We start from the raw sequence: 14562 nt of genomic DNA, 5'->3' as shown, positions 1-14562 counted from the left end.
GGCCGGGCGGGCCGTCGTTCTCCACCATCCTCGTGCCGGGCCTGGTCGGCTCGTCCATCATCATGCAGGCGATGATGGCGGTGATCTTCCCGCTGATGATGGAGCTGACCTGGCAGAAGTCGATCACCGACCGGGCGCTGGCGCCGGTGCCGATCCCGCTGCTGGCCGCCCAGAAGATCATCGCGGCGGCGGTGCAGGGGCTGATCGGCGGGCTGCTGGTCTTCCCCGCCGTGCTGCTCATCCACGCCGACGGGCAGGCGCCCGAGGTGCACGTCGGCAACTGGCCGGTGCTGATCCTGGTGATGGTGGCCGGGTCGCTGCTGTCGGCGGCGGGCGGCCTGCTGCTCGGCACGCTGATGAACCCGCAGAAGGTCCAGGTCCTGTTCGCGATGGTGCTGCTGCCGATGACCATGCTCGGCTGCGTGTACTACCCGTGGTCGGCACTGGAGAACATCCGCTGGCTGCAGATCGCGAGCCTGTTCAACCCCCTCGTCTACGTGAGCGAGGGGCTGCGGAGCGCGCTCACCCCCGGCATCCCGCACATGCCGTCGTGGGCGTTCCTGCTGGCCATCGTCGGCGGCACGGTCCTGCTGACCTGGGCCGCGACCCGCACCTTCACCAAGCGCGTCCTGACCTGATCCGCGCGGACGGTGCGGGGCCCGGAGGTTTTGCCATCCCCCGGGCCCCTGTGGTTACCGCCCACTTCGCACACCGGCGCCAGGCGGACGCGGATCATCCTGAACGGCTCCGGCGCGTTCCCGTTACGCCATCGCCCACCGAGCTGGGCGAGCCGGATTCGAACCGGCATTTCCGGAGTGTCGTCCGCGTCCGCACGATCCGGTGATCGGCGGTGAATGCTGAGCTTGGAGCGAGAATCTGAGGTTGAGCGGGCGGCTGCCTCTACCTTTGGGCCACCCCGGCGCGGGTGCCGGGGGCGGGACTCGAACCCGCACTGGACGCTCACCCTGATCAGCTTCGGCTTCAGCTTCAGCTTGCGCTCCTCGCGCACCCCCCGCGCGGCGGGGGGATCCTATTGAGTTGTCGCGGGTCTCCCCGGCTCAGCCGAAGATGTAGCCGAACACCGCGTCGCCGACGCGCTGGTCGGTCACCTCGGCGCCGTTGGCCTCCTCCCGCGCGAACTTCACGGCGTCCTTGAGCTTCTCGACGCGGTCGAGAAGCTCGTTGACCCGCCGGGCGGGCAGGGCGCCGGAGAACTTCACCGTGGTCCAGTGGCCGACGGCGATGTCCTCGTAGTAGACCTCGACCTGAGCCGGGTGCTTGTCGGTCGCCTCCGCCTTGACGTGGTTGCGCGGCACCTTCCTGGTCTTCACCGTGCGGACGGGCTCGGTGCGCCACACGTCGGTGGACGGGTCGAACGTCCACGTCTCGGCCGCGTCCAGCATCGGCAGCTTCCGCAGGAAGGCGTGCAGGTCGGTCAGCTGCTTCTCCAGGAACAGCAGGTAGGTGACCGGCACGTCGCGCACCAGCGGGGTCCCCTCCACGGTCACGTCGGCGCGGGCGGTGCAGTTCGCCCAGTCCTTGGTGGCGGTGACGTCGAGCAGCCGCGTGAGAGAGCGCGTCACGTCGCGCAGCACCCCCTCCACCGTGACCTGGACGCGGGTGGACTCGGCCGGCAACTGCTCGCCGTCCTCGTCCTTCGGCTGGTAGGTCCGCGAGATGCCGGACAGCAGCGGGGCCTTCTGCGTCGACTGCTGCGCCGCCGCCAGGTCCTGGACGGACTTGCTCTTGACGCCCTTCTCGACCGCGATGATCTGGTTGAGCCTCGTCGGCATCTCGTTCACTTCCCCTCGATCGCGAGCACGACCGTAGCAGCGGTGATATCGCAAGATCACCTGATTTTCCGTTACATCGGTTCCGCCTCGGTCAGGCCGGCGGCGCGGTCCTGGCGGAGCCGGCGGGTGAGGCGGAGGGTGCGCAGGAACGGGACGTCGTGGCTGACCACGATCAGCGCGCCCTCGTAGGCGGCGAGGGCCTGGGCGAGCTGCGCGGCGCTGGCCATGTCGAGGTTGTTCGTCGGCTCGTCCAGCAGGAGCAGCTGCGGGGCGGGCTCGGCGAGCAGCAGGGACGCGAGGACGGCCCGGAACCGCTCCCCGCCCGACAGCGTGCCGGCAGGCTGCTCGGCGCGGGCGCCTCGGAACAGGAACCGGGCCAGGCCGGCCCTGATGTCGTTCACCGAGGTCGACGGCGCCTGCGCGCGGACGTTGTCGATGACGCTCAGGTCCTCGTTCAGAATGTCGAGGCGCTGCGGCAGGTAGCGGACGCCGTCGACACCGATCTTGACCTCCATTCCGTCGGGCACGCGCTCGCCGGTGAGCGCCCGCAGGAAGGTCGTCTTGCCGGAGCCGTTCGGGCCGGTCAGCGCGATCCGCTCCGGGCCCCGGACGATCAGCTCCGTGAGCGTGCCGACCTCGGGCTCGGGCGCCGTCAGCCCGGTCACCGTGACGACCGTCCGGCCGGCCGGGACACGGGTGGCGGGCAGCTCGATCCGGATCTCGGCGTCCGCGCGGACCGCCTCCTCCGCCTCGGTGAGCCGGGTGCGGGCATCGGCGAGCCGCTCCTCGTGCATGATGCGGTGCTTGCCGGCCGCGACCTGCGCCTGCCGCTTGCGCTCCTGCATGATGATCTTCGGCTCGCGCTTGTTCTCGAACATCTTGTTGCCGTAGCGCTTGCGCCGGGCGAGTTTGACGTGGGCCTCCTCCAGTTCGCGCTTCTGGCGGCGCAGGTCGGTCTCGGCCGACCTGACGATGCGCTCGGCGGCCTCCTTCTCGACGGCGAGCAGCTCCTCGTACTCGGTCAGGTTGCCGCCGAACGTCCGGATCGCCCCGTCGCGCAGGTCGGCGATCTCGTCGACGCGGTCGAGCAGCTCCCGGTCGTGGCTGACGACGACGAGCACCCCCGTCCAGGACGCGACCGCGTCGTAGAGGCGGTGGCGGGCGTCCAGGTCGAGGTTGTTGGTGGGCTCGTCCAGCAGCAGGACGCCCGGACGGGCGAGGAACTGCGCCGCGAGCCCGACCATGACGGCCTCGCCGCCCGAGAGGGTCGGCACGGTCCGGTCCAGGCCGACGTGATCCAGGCCGAGCCGGTCGAGTTCGGCGCGGGCGCGCTCCTCGACGTCCCAGTCGTCCCCGACCGCGGTGAAGTTCTCCTCGGTGGCCTCGCCGCGCTCGATGGCGTGCAGCGCGGCGCGGGTCGCGGTGATGCCGAGCAGGTCCGAGACGGTGGCGGCGCCGTCCAGGACGAGGTTCTGCGGCAGGTAGCCGATCTCGCCGTCGACGGCCACGGTGCCCGACGCGGGCCGCAGCTCACCGGCGATGATGCGCAGCAGGGTGGACTTGCCGGAGCCGTTGACGCCGATCAGCCCGGTCCGGCCGGTGCCGAACGCGGCGTCGAGGCCGTCCAGGGCGACGGTGCCGTCCGGCCAGGCGAACGACAGGTCCGAGCACACGATGGCGAAAGACATAAAGGGCGGTCTCCATGGGTTTCGAGATGGTTTCGGGCTGCATGGAGACACCGCGGGAACGCGCGACGCGCCGGCGGGCATGAGAAAGCCCGGCGGGACGAGGGTCCGCTCTGAGGTCACGTGCGCGGGCCGAGGACGGCCATACGCGCGGTGTCGGACCTCAGATCCTCAATGGACTCCCCTGCCGGGCGGCAATGTGACGGCGTCAAGACTACCCGGCCGCTAATCGCAACACAAGTGGCGTTAAGAGCTTTTCCGGTGGATCTCCGCCGGGGCGCCCGGCATGCTGGTGCGGATGGGAACCGTCAGCCCCGTGTTCGCCGGGCGCGCCGCCGAACTGGCCGAGTTACGCGGCGCGCACGCGCGGGCCTGCGCGGGCGGGCCCGCCGCCGTCCTCATCGGCGGGGAGGCGGGCGGCGGCAAGACCCGCCTGGTCGCCGAGTTCACACGGGGGCTGCGCACGCTGGCCGGCGGGTGCCTCGACCTCGGCGCGGCCAGCCTGCCGTACGCGCCGTTCAGCGCGATCCTGCGGCGCCTCGGCCGGGACGCGGTCGCGTCGCTGATGCCGGGCCCGGCCCTGCCGGAGCTGGCCCGGCTGATGCCCGGCCTCACCGCCGCGTCCCCGCCGGCCGACGACGGCACCGGCCAGATGCGGCTGTTCGAGCACGTCCTGACGCTGGTGGAGCGGCTCGGCGAGCGGGAACCGGTCGTCCTGGTGATCGAGGACGCCCACTGGGCCGACGGGTCGACACGGGACCTGGTGTCGTTCCTGTTCCGGAACCCGCCGCGCGGCCGGGTCCTGCCGGTCGTCACCTTCCGTCCCGAGGAGCCGGGCACCCGGCCCCTGTTCGCCGGACTGGCCCGCCTCCCCCACGTGACGCGCGTCGACCTGCCGCCCCTCACCCGGTCCGAGGTGGCCGACCAGGTGCGCGGCATCCTCGGCGCCGCCGACCCCGCCCTCGTGCGGGACGCCCACGCCCGCGCCGGCGGCAACCCGCTGTTCGTGGAGGCGCTCGCCGGCAGCCCGGACGAGGCGGTCCCCGGTTCGCTCCGCGACCTGCTGCTCGGCCGCGTCCGCGGGCTGCCGGAGGGGTCCCGGGCGGCGCTGCGGGCGGCGAGCGCCGGCGGGGAGCGCGTCGGGCACGCGCTGCTGGCGGCGGTGCTGGCGGCGGTGGCCGGCCTGCCCGAGTCCGGGCTGAGCGCGGCGCTGCGGGACGCCGTCGACCACGGCCTGCTCGTCGCGGACGGCGACGGGTACGCGTTCCGGCACGCGCTCATCCGGGACGCCGTCCACGAGGACCTGCTGCCCGGCGAGCGCGCCGCGCTCCACCGCCGGTACGCCGAGGCCATCGAACACTCCCCGCACCTCAGCGACGCGCCGGCGAGCGCCCTCGCCGTCCACTGGCAGGGCTGCGGTGACCACGCGCAGGCCCTGGCCGCCGCATGGCGGGCGGCCGGGGAACGGCGGGCGGCCACCGCCTACGCCGAGCAGCTCGCGCTGCTGGAGCGCGTCCTGGAGCTGTGGGACCGGGTACCGTCGGCCGAGGCCCTGACCGGCCTCTCCCGGTCCGAGGTGCTGGAGGCCGCCGGGGACGCCGCCGGGGCGTTCGGCGATCCCCGCCGCGGGCTCCCCTTCGTCCAGCGGGCCCTGGCCGAGACGGACCGCGACCGCGACCCGGACCGGGCGGCGCGGCTGCTGGCGCTCCGCGCGATGATGGCCGGATACCAGGGCCGGGACGACGAACTGGACGACCTGCGGGAGGCCGAGCGGCTCGCGGCACGTCCCACCCCGGCGCGCGTCCACGTGCTCGCGCGGCTGAGCGCCCGGCTGCTGGTCTACGGGGAGACCGGCGAGGGGGAGCGCTTCAGCCGGGAGGGGCTCGACCTGGCCCGCACCGTGGGCGCCGGCCCCGCGGACGGGCTGCGGCTGACCGCGGCGGCCGCGGCGGCGCGCGACGGCGACGGCGATCTGGCGGCGCTGCGGCGGCTCCGGCACGACGACCTCGGCCCGTGGGAGCTCACGCGGGTGCTCAACCTGCTGGCGCACTGCGCGCTGAACCGGGGCCGGGCCGCCGAGGCGCTGCGGCACACCGCCGAGGGGCTCGCCGTCGCGGAGCGCGCCGGGCTCGCGCACAGCGCGGGTGTGGCGCTCGCGGTCAACGAGGTCGAGGCGCTCTACCGGCTCGGCCGCTGGGAGGAGGCCGCGCAGACGCTGCGGCGGCGGCTCGACCGCCACCACGGGCCCGCCCTGCGCGTCCAGCTGATGATCTGGCGGGTCGCGCTGCTGGCGGCGCGCGGCACCGGCCCGGAACCCGACCCGGAGGCCCTCGCCGTCCCGCTCGGCGGCGGGCCGCCGCAGACCGCGCTGCCCCTCGCCCAGATGATCATCGAGTGGCGGCTGGCGGAGGACGACCGGCCGGCCGCGCGCGCCGCCCTGGACGCGGTGCTGCGCCATCCGCGGCTCACCGTCCAGCCCTGCTTCCTGTGGCCGCTGCTGGAGAGCGCCGCCCGCGCCGGCGGCCCGCGCCTCCCCGAGATCGCGGACCTGGCCGCCCGGCTGCCCGCCGCGACGCCCGTGGCGGCGGCGCACCGGGCGTCTGTCACCGCGCTGACCGGCGGCCCCGCCGACTGGGACAGCGTGATCGGGACGTGGGAGGAGCTGGAGCAGCCGTATCCGCTCGCGCGGGCGCTGCTCGACGCGGCCTGCGCCGGTCTGGCCGCCGGGGACCGCGCGGGCGCCGCCGCCCGGCTCGACCGCGCCGCCGGGATCGCCGCCCACCTCGGCGCCGCGCCGCTGGCCCGCCGCGTCTGCGAGCGGGCCCGCCGCGCGGGCCTGGCCGGGCCGTCGGGCGGGCCGCTGACCGCCCGGGAGGCCGAGGTGATGCGGCTGCTGGTGCGCGGCCGGTCCAACCGGGAGATCGCCGAGGAGCTGGTCATCTCGCCCAAGACCGCCAGCGTCCACGTCTCGCACATCCTCGCCAAGTTCGGCGTCTCCTCGCGCGGCGAGGCCGTCGCCGCCGCCCGCGACCGCGGCCTGGCCTAGGAGATAAGCCGCGGCCTTATGGCCCGGGCCCCCTCCTTACGGCGACGGTCGGAGGCATGGAAGCCGCCGTGCACACCACCGGGCTGCGCCGCGTCTACAAGCGCGGGCGCAAGGACCCCGTCGTCGCCCTGGACGACCTGACCCTGGCCATCGGGCAGAACGAGATCCACGGGCTGCTCGGGCCGAACGGCGCGGGCAAGACCACCCTCGTCAAGATCCTCTCCACCGTGCTGCTGCCGTCCGGCGGGTCGGCGCGGATCCTCGGCCGCGACGTCGTCGCCGACACCCGCGCCGTCCGGTCGCTGGTCGGGCTCGTCCTCGGCGGCGACCGGGGCCTCTACGACCGGCTGTCCGCCCGCCGCAACCTGCTGTTCTGGGGCGCCCTCTACAGGCTCGACGCCCGCACCACCCGCGAGCGCGCCGACGCGCTGCTGGAGCGGGTCGGCCTCGCCGACCGCGCGGACGACCGGGTGGAGCGGTTCTCGCGCGGGATGCGGCAGCGGCTGCACCTGGCGCGGGGCCTGCTGCACGAGCCGCGGGTGCTGTTCCTGGACGAGCCCACGTCCGGGCTCGACCCGGTCGCCGCCGGGGCATTCCGGCGGCTCGTCCTCGACCTGCGCGCGGAGGGCCGCACGTTCCTGCTCGCCACGCACGACATGGACGAGGCCACCGCGCTGTGCGACCGGGTGACGCTCATCGACCGCGGCCGGGTGCTGCTGAGCGCCGACACCGCGCGGGCCGGGCGGTTCCTCGGCGAACACGAGTGCGTCGACTTCACCCACCCCGACCCGTCGGTCGCCGAGAGCCTGGCGCTGCTGCCGGACGTGTCCGGCGTCGAGCGCCGGGACGGGGCGGCGTGGCGCGCCCACACCGCCGGCCGGGACGGCACCCGCCGCGTCCTCGCCTGGCTGCTGGAGCGCGACGTCCTCACCGCCCGGCGTGGCGAGCCGACCCTCGAAGAGGTCTACCTGCGCGCGGTCGGCGACCGGGGGATGCGGGTATGAGCACGCTCCGCGCGATGTGGTGGGCGGTGCTGCTCCAGATCGCGCTGTCGCGGCGCGCCCCGGAGCACGCGCTCATCCTGCTGATCGTCCCCATGCAGACCACGACGATGCTCGCGCTGACGGTGACGTCGCACCGCCCGGACGCGGTGGCGAACGCCGTCCTGGCACCCGGGCTGATCGGGCTGTGGGTCGCCGCGCTCGACTACGCCGGGCGCATCGTCCCCGAGGACCGCTGGGCCGGGCGGTTCGCACCGATGATCGCGGCGCCCGTCCCGCTCGGCCCGGTGGTGGCCGGGCGGGTCGCGATGGTGGTGCTGGTCGGCGCGGCGGCGTTCGCGGAGTCGTGGCTGGTCGCGGCGCTCGGGTTCGGCCGGGTGGTGACGGTCGCCGACCCCGCGCTGTTCGCGGTCGCGGTCGCGGTCACCTGCCTGGCGACGATCGGGACCGCGACGCTGCTGTCGGCGGTGCTCGTGGTGTCGCGGGCGCGCGACGTCCTGCAGAACTCGCTCGGCTACCCGTTCTACATCCTCGGCGGGATCCTCGTGCCGGTCGCGGCGCTGCCCGGCTGGCTGCACCCGCTCAGCCGGGTGGTGTTCCTGTCGTGGAGCGCGGAACTCCTGCGGGACGCCGTCCGCGGCGACGCGGGCGGCCGGCTCGGGCCGGTCGCGGCGATCCTCGGGCTGGGCGCGGCGGCGATGGCGGCGGGCCTGTGGCTGACGCGGCACTACGTCGACCGCTCCCGCCGGGAGGGCATGGTGGAGTTCGCATGAGGCACGTGCTCCGGATCGTCCGGGAGTCGCTGATCCTCGGCTTCGCCGAGATGGGCGCCGTCTACACCTGGCGGACGTGGACGTTCGGGTGGCTGGTGCGGCTGCTCTGCCAGGCGACGTTCTACGCGCTGCTGGGCCGCTACGTCGGCGACGAGGCCACGATGCGGTACGTGCTGGTCGGCAACATCGTCGTACTGGCCTGCATGGAGTCGACGATCGTGGTGATCTCGCTGGCCGGTGAGCGGCGCATGGGGACGCTGCCGCTGCTGGCCATCGCGCCGTCCGGGCACCTGCCGGTGTACCTCGGGCGCGGGCTGCAGTGGACCGTGACCGGACTGACCAGCTCGTCGGTCGCCTGGCTGGTGCTGCCGCCGCTGCTCGGCGTCCCGCTGCCCTGGCCGCGCGCCGGATACGCCCTGCCGGTCGACCTGCTGATCCTGGTCAGTAGCTACGGGTACGGGTGCGCGCTGGCGGGCGTCGCACTGCGGCTGCGCGGCGTCGAGTGGCTGGTGCTGAACGTCGCGTACGGGATCGTGATGACGTTCGGCGGGGTGAACGTCCCCGTCGCCGTGTGGCCCGCGCCGCTGGAGTTCGCGGCGCACGCGCTGCCGGTCGTGCACGGGCTGGAGGCGGTGCGCGCCATCCTCGGCGGCGCGCCCGCGGGCCGCGTCATGGGGCTGCTCGGGACCGAGGCGCTGGTCGGAGCCTGCTGGTACGCGGTGGCGGCGCTGTCGATGGACCGGCTCGTGTCCGTCGGCCGCCGCGACGGCAGCCTCGACTACGCGGGCTGAGACGCGAGCGTGCCCCGGACCCCGCGCACGGGATCCGGGGCACGTCCGGGCCGCGTCAGGCGCCGCGCAGGACGGCTCCGGTGCGGTCGGAGGCCGCCGCCACCGCCGCGTCGCGGGCCTGCGACGCCTCCTCGGCGGTCAGTGTGCGGTCCGGGGCGCGGAACCGCAGCGAGTACGCGAGGGACTTGCGGCCCTCCCCCGCCTGCTCGCCGGTGTAGACGTCGAACAGCCGGATCGCCTCCAGCAGGTCGCCGGCGCCGTCGCGCAGCGCCGCCTCGACCTCGGCGGCGGGCACCGCGGAGTCGACGATCAGCGCCACGTCCTGCGTGGCGACCGGGTAGGACGACACGTGCGGCGCGCTGGCGGAGACCGGCCCGCCCAGGCGGCGCAGCTCCAGCTCCATCGCGCACGACCGCGGCGGCAGCCCGTACGCCTTGGTGACGCGGGGGTGCAGCTCCCCGGCGTGGCCGACCAGAGTGTCGCCCACGTACAGCGCGGCGCAGCGTCCCGGGTGCCAGGGCGCGTGCTGGTCCGCCCTGACCGCCAGCTCCACGCCGGCCTCGCGGGCCACCGTGCGGGCGGCCTCGATCGCGTCCGCCCACACCGCCGGGCGTCCCCCGCCCCACCAGCCGGACGGCTCGCGGTCGCCGGACAGCACGACCGCCACCCGGTGCGGCTGGTCGGGCAGCGCCGCCTCCACCGAAGCGATCTCCTCGGCCGTCGGGCCGCGGTCCACGGCGAGGCGCGGGGCGCGGTCCGGGGCGTCCGGGCGCGGCCGGAACACCACGCCGAGCTCGAACAGGGCGGCGTCGCCGAAGCCGCGGCCCACGTTCAGCGCGAGGACCTTCAGCAGGCCCGGCAGCAGCGTGGTGCGCAGCAGCGGCTCCTGCTCCGACAGCGGGTTCGCGAGGCGCAGCGTGCGGCGGCGGGCGTCGTCCGCGGGCAGCTGCAGGCCGTCCAGGTCCTTGTCGGCGATGAACGGGAACGCCAGCGCCTCGACGTAGCCGGCGCCGGCGAGCGCGCGGCCGACGCGGCGGCGCAGCCGCTGGTGGGCGGTCAGGCCGTGCCCGGCGGCGGGACGCGGCGCCCGGGCCGGGATGTCCTCGTAGCCTTCGAGCCGGATGACCTCCTCGGCGAGGTCGTTCGGGTCGGTCAGGTCGGGACGCCACGACGGCGGCGTCACCGCCAGGACGTCGTCCCCGGCCACCGCGCAGCCGACCTGCTCCAGCCGCCGGACGACCGCGTCCCGCCCGTAGGCCACGCCCGCGACCTTGTCGGGGTGCCCGGCGGGCATTGTGACGGTGACCGGCTCGACCGGCGCCTCGGCGTGCGTCACGCCCGGCACGATCTCCGCGCCGCCCAGCTCGGCGAGCAGCTGGACGGCCCGGTACGAGGCGTACAGCGGCAGCTCGCGGTCGACGCCGCGCTCGAACCGGTGCGACGCCTCGCTGTGCAGCTTGTGGCGGCGGCTCATCCGGGCGGTGCCCATCGCGTCGAAGTGCGCCGCCTCGATGACCATGTCGGCCGACCGCTCGTCGATCTCGGTGGCGAGGCCGCCCATCGTGCCGGCCATCGAGATCGGCCCCGACTCGTCGGTGATGAGGATGTCGTCGGGGTCGAGGGTCCGCTCGACGTGGTCGAGCGTCTCCAGCTTCTCGCCGGGTGCGGCGCGCCGCACCACGATCGGGCCGGTGAGCTTGCCGCGGTCGAAGGCGTGCAGCGGCTGACCCAGCTCCAGCATCAGGTAGTTGGTGATGTCCACGGCGAGCGACACCGGCCGCATCCCGGCGCGGTGCAGGCGGACCTGCATCCACATCGGGGTCTTCGCGGCCGGGTCGAACCCGCGCACCTCCCGCAGCACGAACCGGTCGCACGCGGTCGGGTCCCCGATGCCGGCCGGGTAGGCCTCCCCGTTCTTGGGGGGGAGTTCGACGTCGGCCGGGTCCTTGAACGGGACGTCGTAGGCGGTGGCCGCCTCGCGGGCGAGGCCGCGGATCGACAGGGCGTAGCCGCGGTCGGGGGTGACGGCGATGTCGAGGACGTCGTCGCGCAGCCCGAGCAGCTCGATCGCGTCCGCGCCGACCGGCGTGTCCGCAGGCAGGACGAGGATGCCGCTGTGGTCCTCGCCGATGCCCAGCTCGCTGACCGAGCAGATCATGCCCTCGGACAGGTGCCCGTAGGTCTTGCGGGCGCCGATCTGGAACCCGCCGGGCAGCACGCCGCCCGGCAGGATCACCACGACGCGGTCGCCGACCGCGAAGTTGGTGGCGCCGCACACGATGTTCTGCGGCTCGCCGGTGCCGTTGGCGTCGCCGACGTTCACCCGGCAGTACCGGATCGGCTTCTTGAACCCGGTCAGCTCCTCGATCGCCAGGACCTCGCCGACGACGAGCGGGCCGGTGATGTCGGCGCCCGCCCGCTCGACGGTCTCGACCTCCAGGCCGGCCGCGATCAGCTCGGCGGCGAGGGCCCGGCCCGTGACGCCGGCCGGCAGCTCGACGTACTCGCGCAGCCAGGAAAGCGGGGCCCGCATCAGATCTCCATCCCGAACGGGAGGGTGAACCGGACGTCGCCCTCCACCATGTCGTACATGTCCTCCACGCCGTGCCGGAACATCAGCGTCCGCTCGACGCCCAGCCCGAACGCCCAGCCGCTGTAGCGGTCCGCGTCGACACCGCAGGCGACCAGCACCCGCGGGTTGACCATGCCGCAGCCGCCCAGCTCGATCCAGCCCTCCGAGCTGCACGTCCGGCACGGCTCCGCGCCGGGCTCGGCGGACGCGCCGCGGCACACGAAGCACTGCATGTCCACCTCGGCGGACGGCTCGGTGAACGGGAAGTACGACGGCCGGAACCGGGTCTTCAGCCCCTCGCCGAACATGCCGGTGACGAACGCGTCGATGCCGCCGCGCAGGTCGGCCATCGTCAGGCCCTCGTCGACGGCGAGGCCCTCCAGCTGGTGGAAGACGGGGCTGTGCGTGGCGTCCAGCTCGTCGGTGCGGAAGGTGCGGCCCGGCGCCACCACGTACACGGGCAGCTCCCGCGACAGCAGCGACCGGATCTGCATCGGCGAGGTGTGCGTGCGCATCACCAGGCCGGACTCCTCCGACTCCACGAAGAACGTGTCCTGCATGGTGCGGGCCGGGTGGTCGGGCAGGAAGTTGAGCGCGTCGAAGTTGAACCACTCCGCCTCGACCTCGGGTCCCTCGGAGACCTCGAAGCCCATGGAGACGAAGACGTCGGCCATCCGCTCCTGCATCGTGGTCAGCGGGTGGCGGGCGCCGCGCGGCGCCCGGTCCCACGGGAGGGTGACGTCGACGGTCTCCTCGACGAGGACGCGCTGGTCGCGCTCCTCCTCCAGTTCGGCCTGGCGCTCCTTCAGCGCTCTGGACACCGCGCCGCGGGCGGCGCCGATGCGCTTGCCGGCGTCGGCGCGGGCGGCGGGCGGCAGCGCGCCGATCTCGCGGTTGGCCAGGGCCAGCGGCGAGCGGTCGCCGGCGTGGGCCAGGCGGACCTGCTTCAGTGCGTCGAGGTCGGCGGCCGCGGCGATCGCCGCGAGCGCCGCGTCACGGGCCCGGTCCAGCTCCTCGGGCTGCAGCGCGGACACCTCGACGGGGTCATAGGACTTGTTGGGTGCAGACATGGTGGTGTGATCGACTCCGGTCGGCGTGGGACGCCCGCAGTCTAGTGCGCGGGCGGTGAGGATCCGGAAAGCGTGCGCGTGACGCGCTGGCCCGTCCAGGGGCCCGGTGCCCGGCGCGACCGGCGGCGTGCGCCGCGGTCAGCCGGCGTAGTCGGGGGCCCCTGCGGGCACGGTAAATCGGAACTCGGCGCCGCCGCCGGGGGCCCGCCGCACGGTGATCACGCCGCCGTGCGCCTCGACCAGGCCCTTGACGATGTAGAGACCGAGGCCGGTGCCGCCGCGGCGGTTGCCGCCGGGGCCGCGCCAGAACTGCCGGAAGACGCGCTCGGCGGCCTCGGGCGGGATGCCCTCGCCCTCGTCGCGTACCGACACGGCGGCCCCCTCCTTGTGCGCGTCCGGCTCCACCACGATGGTGACAGTACCCGCCCCGTGCCGCACCGCGTTTTCGACGAGGTTGCCGAGGATCTGGTCCATCTTGTCGGGGTCGAGCCACATCTCGGGCAGCTCGCCGCGCGTCTCGAAGCGGAACCGGTCCTGCGGCTCGCCGGCCGCGACCCGGCCCGCGATGATCTTGCGGACCTCGCCGGGGATGTCGACGACCTGGCGGCGCATCTCCAGCCGGCCCGCCTCGATGCGGGACACGTCCAGCAGCTCGGTGATCAGCCGGGTGACCCGGTCGGCGTCGGCGTTGACGGTCTCCAGCATCACCCGCTTCTGGTCGTCGTTGAAGCGGTGCCACTTGGCGAGCAGGGTCGCGGTGAAGCCCTTCACGCTGGTGAGCGGGGAGCGCAGCTCGTGCGCCACGGTGGAGACGAGGTCGGCGCGGTCGCGCTCCTGCCGGGCGCGCTGCAGGGCGTCGCGCAGGCAGACCGTGAACCGCTGCACCCGGCGCTCGCCGTCGCGCCGGTACGCGGCGGTCACCAGCACCTCGGTGCCGCCGGGCAGGAACAGCACCCGCTCGGGGTGCCGGGTGCGGGTGCTCAGCCCGTCGTAGGGGGCCAGGCACTTCCACCAGTCGCGGCCCTCGGCGTCGTGCAGCGGCAGGACGTCGCGGAAGTCGCGGCCCACGGCGGACTCGGCGGCGACCCCGGTGATCCGCGCGGCGGCGGCGTTGAACACCAGCACGCGGGCGTCCCGGCCGGCGACCATCAGCCCGTCGGGCAGGTCGTCGGCGGCGTCCCACTCGGCGGCCGGCCCGGACCCCTGCCGGGGTACGCGCGCGGCCACGGGAGGGGACTCCTCTCCGCCCACAGCGGCCTCCAGAACACCGATGAGAACGCGGCCTGTCGAAAAGAGACTCTAGCCGGAGTCGGCCGCCTTGCGGGACCCGGAAACCGCCCCGCGGCAAGGCTTCTGTAGCCTTCCGGGCGGGGTGCCGCCCTGCCCGCAAGCGGCCTCACCAGCGCCGACGGCCGCGGTCACCGGGACGCGGCGGGCGGCCCGGGGGCGGCCCAGACGTCGTCCGCGGCGGCGTGGACCGCGAACAGCCGGTGCAGCCCGGTGATGCGCAGCAGGCGCAGCTGGGCGGGCCGGACCCCGGCGAGGACGATCTCGCCGCCGTCCGCCGCGATCTGGTTGCGCGCGGCGACCAGCGCGCCGAGCCCGGCGGCGTCGCAGAACGGCACGGCGGTGAAGTCGGCCACCAGCCGGCGCGGGCCCGCGGCGGGCAGCCGGCCGTGCAGCTCGACGAGCCGGTCGCGGAGCGCGCCGGCCGTGCGCAGGTCGATCTCGCCGGCCACCGTGACGACGGCCGTTGCGCCCCGCACCCGGGCGACCTCGACCGCGAGGCCGGCGGCGGCCTCCGCAGGGCCGCCGGCCGGGACGGGCGGGG

The 14562-nt window shown here is 74.7% G+C and carries 11 protein-coding genes; 5 read left to right on the top strand and 6 right to left on the bottom strand.

The genetic code is table 11. The features are described 5' to 3' along the window. A partial coding sequence (locus E1284_RS30280; protein WP_131943575.1) for an ABC transporter permease occupies positions 1–638 on the top strand: 638 nt, incomplete at its 5' end. Positions 639–1058: 420 nt separating this feature from the next. Here the strand turns inward: E1284_RS30280 and E1284_RS30275 are convergent. Beyond that, positions 1059–1793: a DUF7873 family protein gene (locus E1284_RS30275; protein ID WP_131943574.1), complete on the bottom strand. Its 735-nt coding sequence runs from the start codon at positions 1791–1793 to the stop codon at positions 1059–1061. Between the two features lie 71 nt (positions 1794–1864). Then, positions 1865–3481: an ABC-F family ATP-binding cassette domain-containing protein gene (locus E1284_RS30270; protein ID WP_131943573.1), complete on the bottom strand. Its 1617-nt coding sequence runs from the start codon at positions 3479–3481 to the stop codon at positions 1865–1867. Positions 3482–3776: 295 nt separating this feature from the next. On the opposite strand from E1284_RS30270, the gene E1284_RS30265 reads away from it, so the two are divergent. Genes E1284_RS30265 through E1284_RS30250 form a run of 4 tightly spaced genes read left to right on the top strand, consistent with a single transcriptional unit; the run spans position 3777 to position 9089 of the window. Continuing rightward, entirely contained in the window at positions 3777–6524 is a 2748-nt protein-coding gene (locus E1284_RS30265) for an ATP-binding protein (RefSeq protein WP_165965483.1), read from the top strand. A gap of 56 nt (positions 6525–6580) precedes the next feature. Next, on the top strand, positions 6581–7528 hold the full coding sequence (locus tag E1284_RS30260; protein WP_131943571.1) for an ABC transporter ATP-binding protein: 948 nt from the start codon (positions 6581–6583) through the stop codon (positions 7526–7528). Further along, positions 7525–8298 carry an ABC transporter permease gene (locus E1284_RS30255; protein WP_131943570.1) on the top strand — a complete coding sequence of 258 codons (774 nt, stop codon included), beginning with the start codon at positions 7525–7527 and terminating at the stop codon, positions 8296–8298. Before E1284_RS30260 ends, E1284_RS30255 begins: the two co-directional genes overlap by 4 nt. Beyond that, positions 8295–9089 (top strand): ABC transporter permease, encoded by a 795-nt coding sequence (locus E1284_RS30250; RefSeq protein ID WP_131943569.1) that lies wholly within the window; start codon positions 8295–8297, stop codon positions 9087–9089. The genes E1284_RS30255 and E1284_RS30250 overlap by 4 nt, the downstream gene beginning before the upstream one ends. Before the next feature lie 55 nt (positions 9090–9144). On the opposite strand, the gene pheT is transcribed toward E1284_RS30250, so the two are convergent. The 4 genes from pheT to E1284_RS30230 form a co-directional block, all read right to left on the bottom strand. Beyond that, a complete protein-coding gene (gene pheT / locus E1284_RS30245; RefSeq protein WP_131943568.1) occupies positions 9145–11622 on the bottom strand; it encodes a phenylalanine--tRNA ligase subunit beta in 2478 nt (825 codons plus the stop codon). Next, the gene (gene pheS, locus E1284_RS30240) at positions 11622–12731 is read right to left on the bottom strand and encodes a phenylalanine--tRNA ligase subunit alpha (protein WP_131943567.1); all 1110 of its coding nucleotides are present in this window, start codon (positions 12729–12731) and stop codon (positions 11622–11624) included. Before pheS ends, pheT begins: the two co-directional genes overlap by 1 nt. 138 nt (positions 12732–12869) lie before the next feature. Further along, positions 12870–13958 (bottom strand): sensor histidine kinase, encoded by a 1089-nt coding sequence (locus E1284_RS30235; RefSeq protein WP_279433084.1) that lies wholly within the window; start codon positions 13956–13958, stop codon positions 12870–12872. Positions 13959–14149: 191 nt separating this feature from the next. Then, a partial coding sequence (locus E1284_RS30230; protein ID WP_131943565.1) for an STAS domain-containing protein occupies positions 14150–14562 on the bottom strand: 413 nt, incomplete at its 5' end.

Origin of the sequence: Actinomadura bangladeshensis, from assembly GCF_004348335.1 — a bacterium.
GTDB lineage: Bacteria > Actinomycetota > Actinomycetes > Streptosporangiales > Streptosporangiaceae > Spirillospora > Spirillospora bangladeshensis.
The sequence above is the reverse complement of the archived record's forward strand: the minus strand, read 5'-3'. Positions and strand labels throughout refer to the sequence as shown.

Bases quoted from the DNA above. Each gene is read 5' to 3' on its own strand.
- E1284_RS30270 (WP_131943573.1), bottom strand. From the start codon at position 3,481: ATGTCTTTCGCCATCGTGTGCTCGGACCTGTCGTTCGCCTGGCCGGAC.
- E1284_RS30260 (WP_131943571.1), top strand. From the start codon at position 6,581: ATGGAAGCCGCCGTGCACACCACCGGGCTGCGCCGCGTCTACAAGCGC.
- E1284_RS30265 (WP_165965483.1), top strand. From the start codon at position 3,777: ATGGGAACCGTCAGCCCCGTGTTCGCCGGGCGCGCCGCCGAACTGGCC.
- E1284_RS30250 (WP_131943569.1), top strand. From the start codon at position 8,295: ATGAGGCACGTGCTCCGGATCGTCCGGGAGTCGCTGATCCTCGGCTTC.
- pheT (WP_131943568.1), bottom strand. From the start codon at position 11,622: ATGCGGGCCCCGCTTTCCTGGCTGCGCGAGTACGTCGAGCTGCCGGCC.
- pheS (WP_131943567.1), bottom strand. From the start codon at position 12,731: ATGTCTGCACCCAACAAGTCCTATGACCCCGTCGAGGTGTCCGCGCTG.
- E1284_RS30255 (WP_131943570.1), top strand. From the start codon at position 7,525: ATGAGCACGCTCCGCGCGATGTGGTGGGCGGTGCTGCTCCAGATCGCG.
- E1284_RS30275 (WP_131943574.1), bottom strand. From the start codon at position 1,793: ATGCCGACGAGGCTCAACCAGATCATCGCGGTCGAGAAGGGCGTCAAG.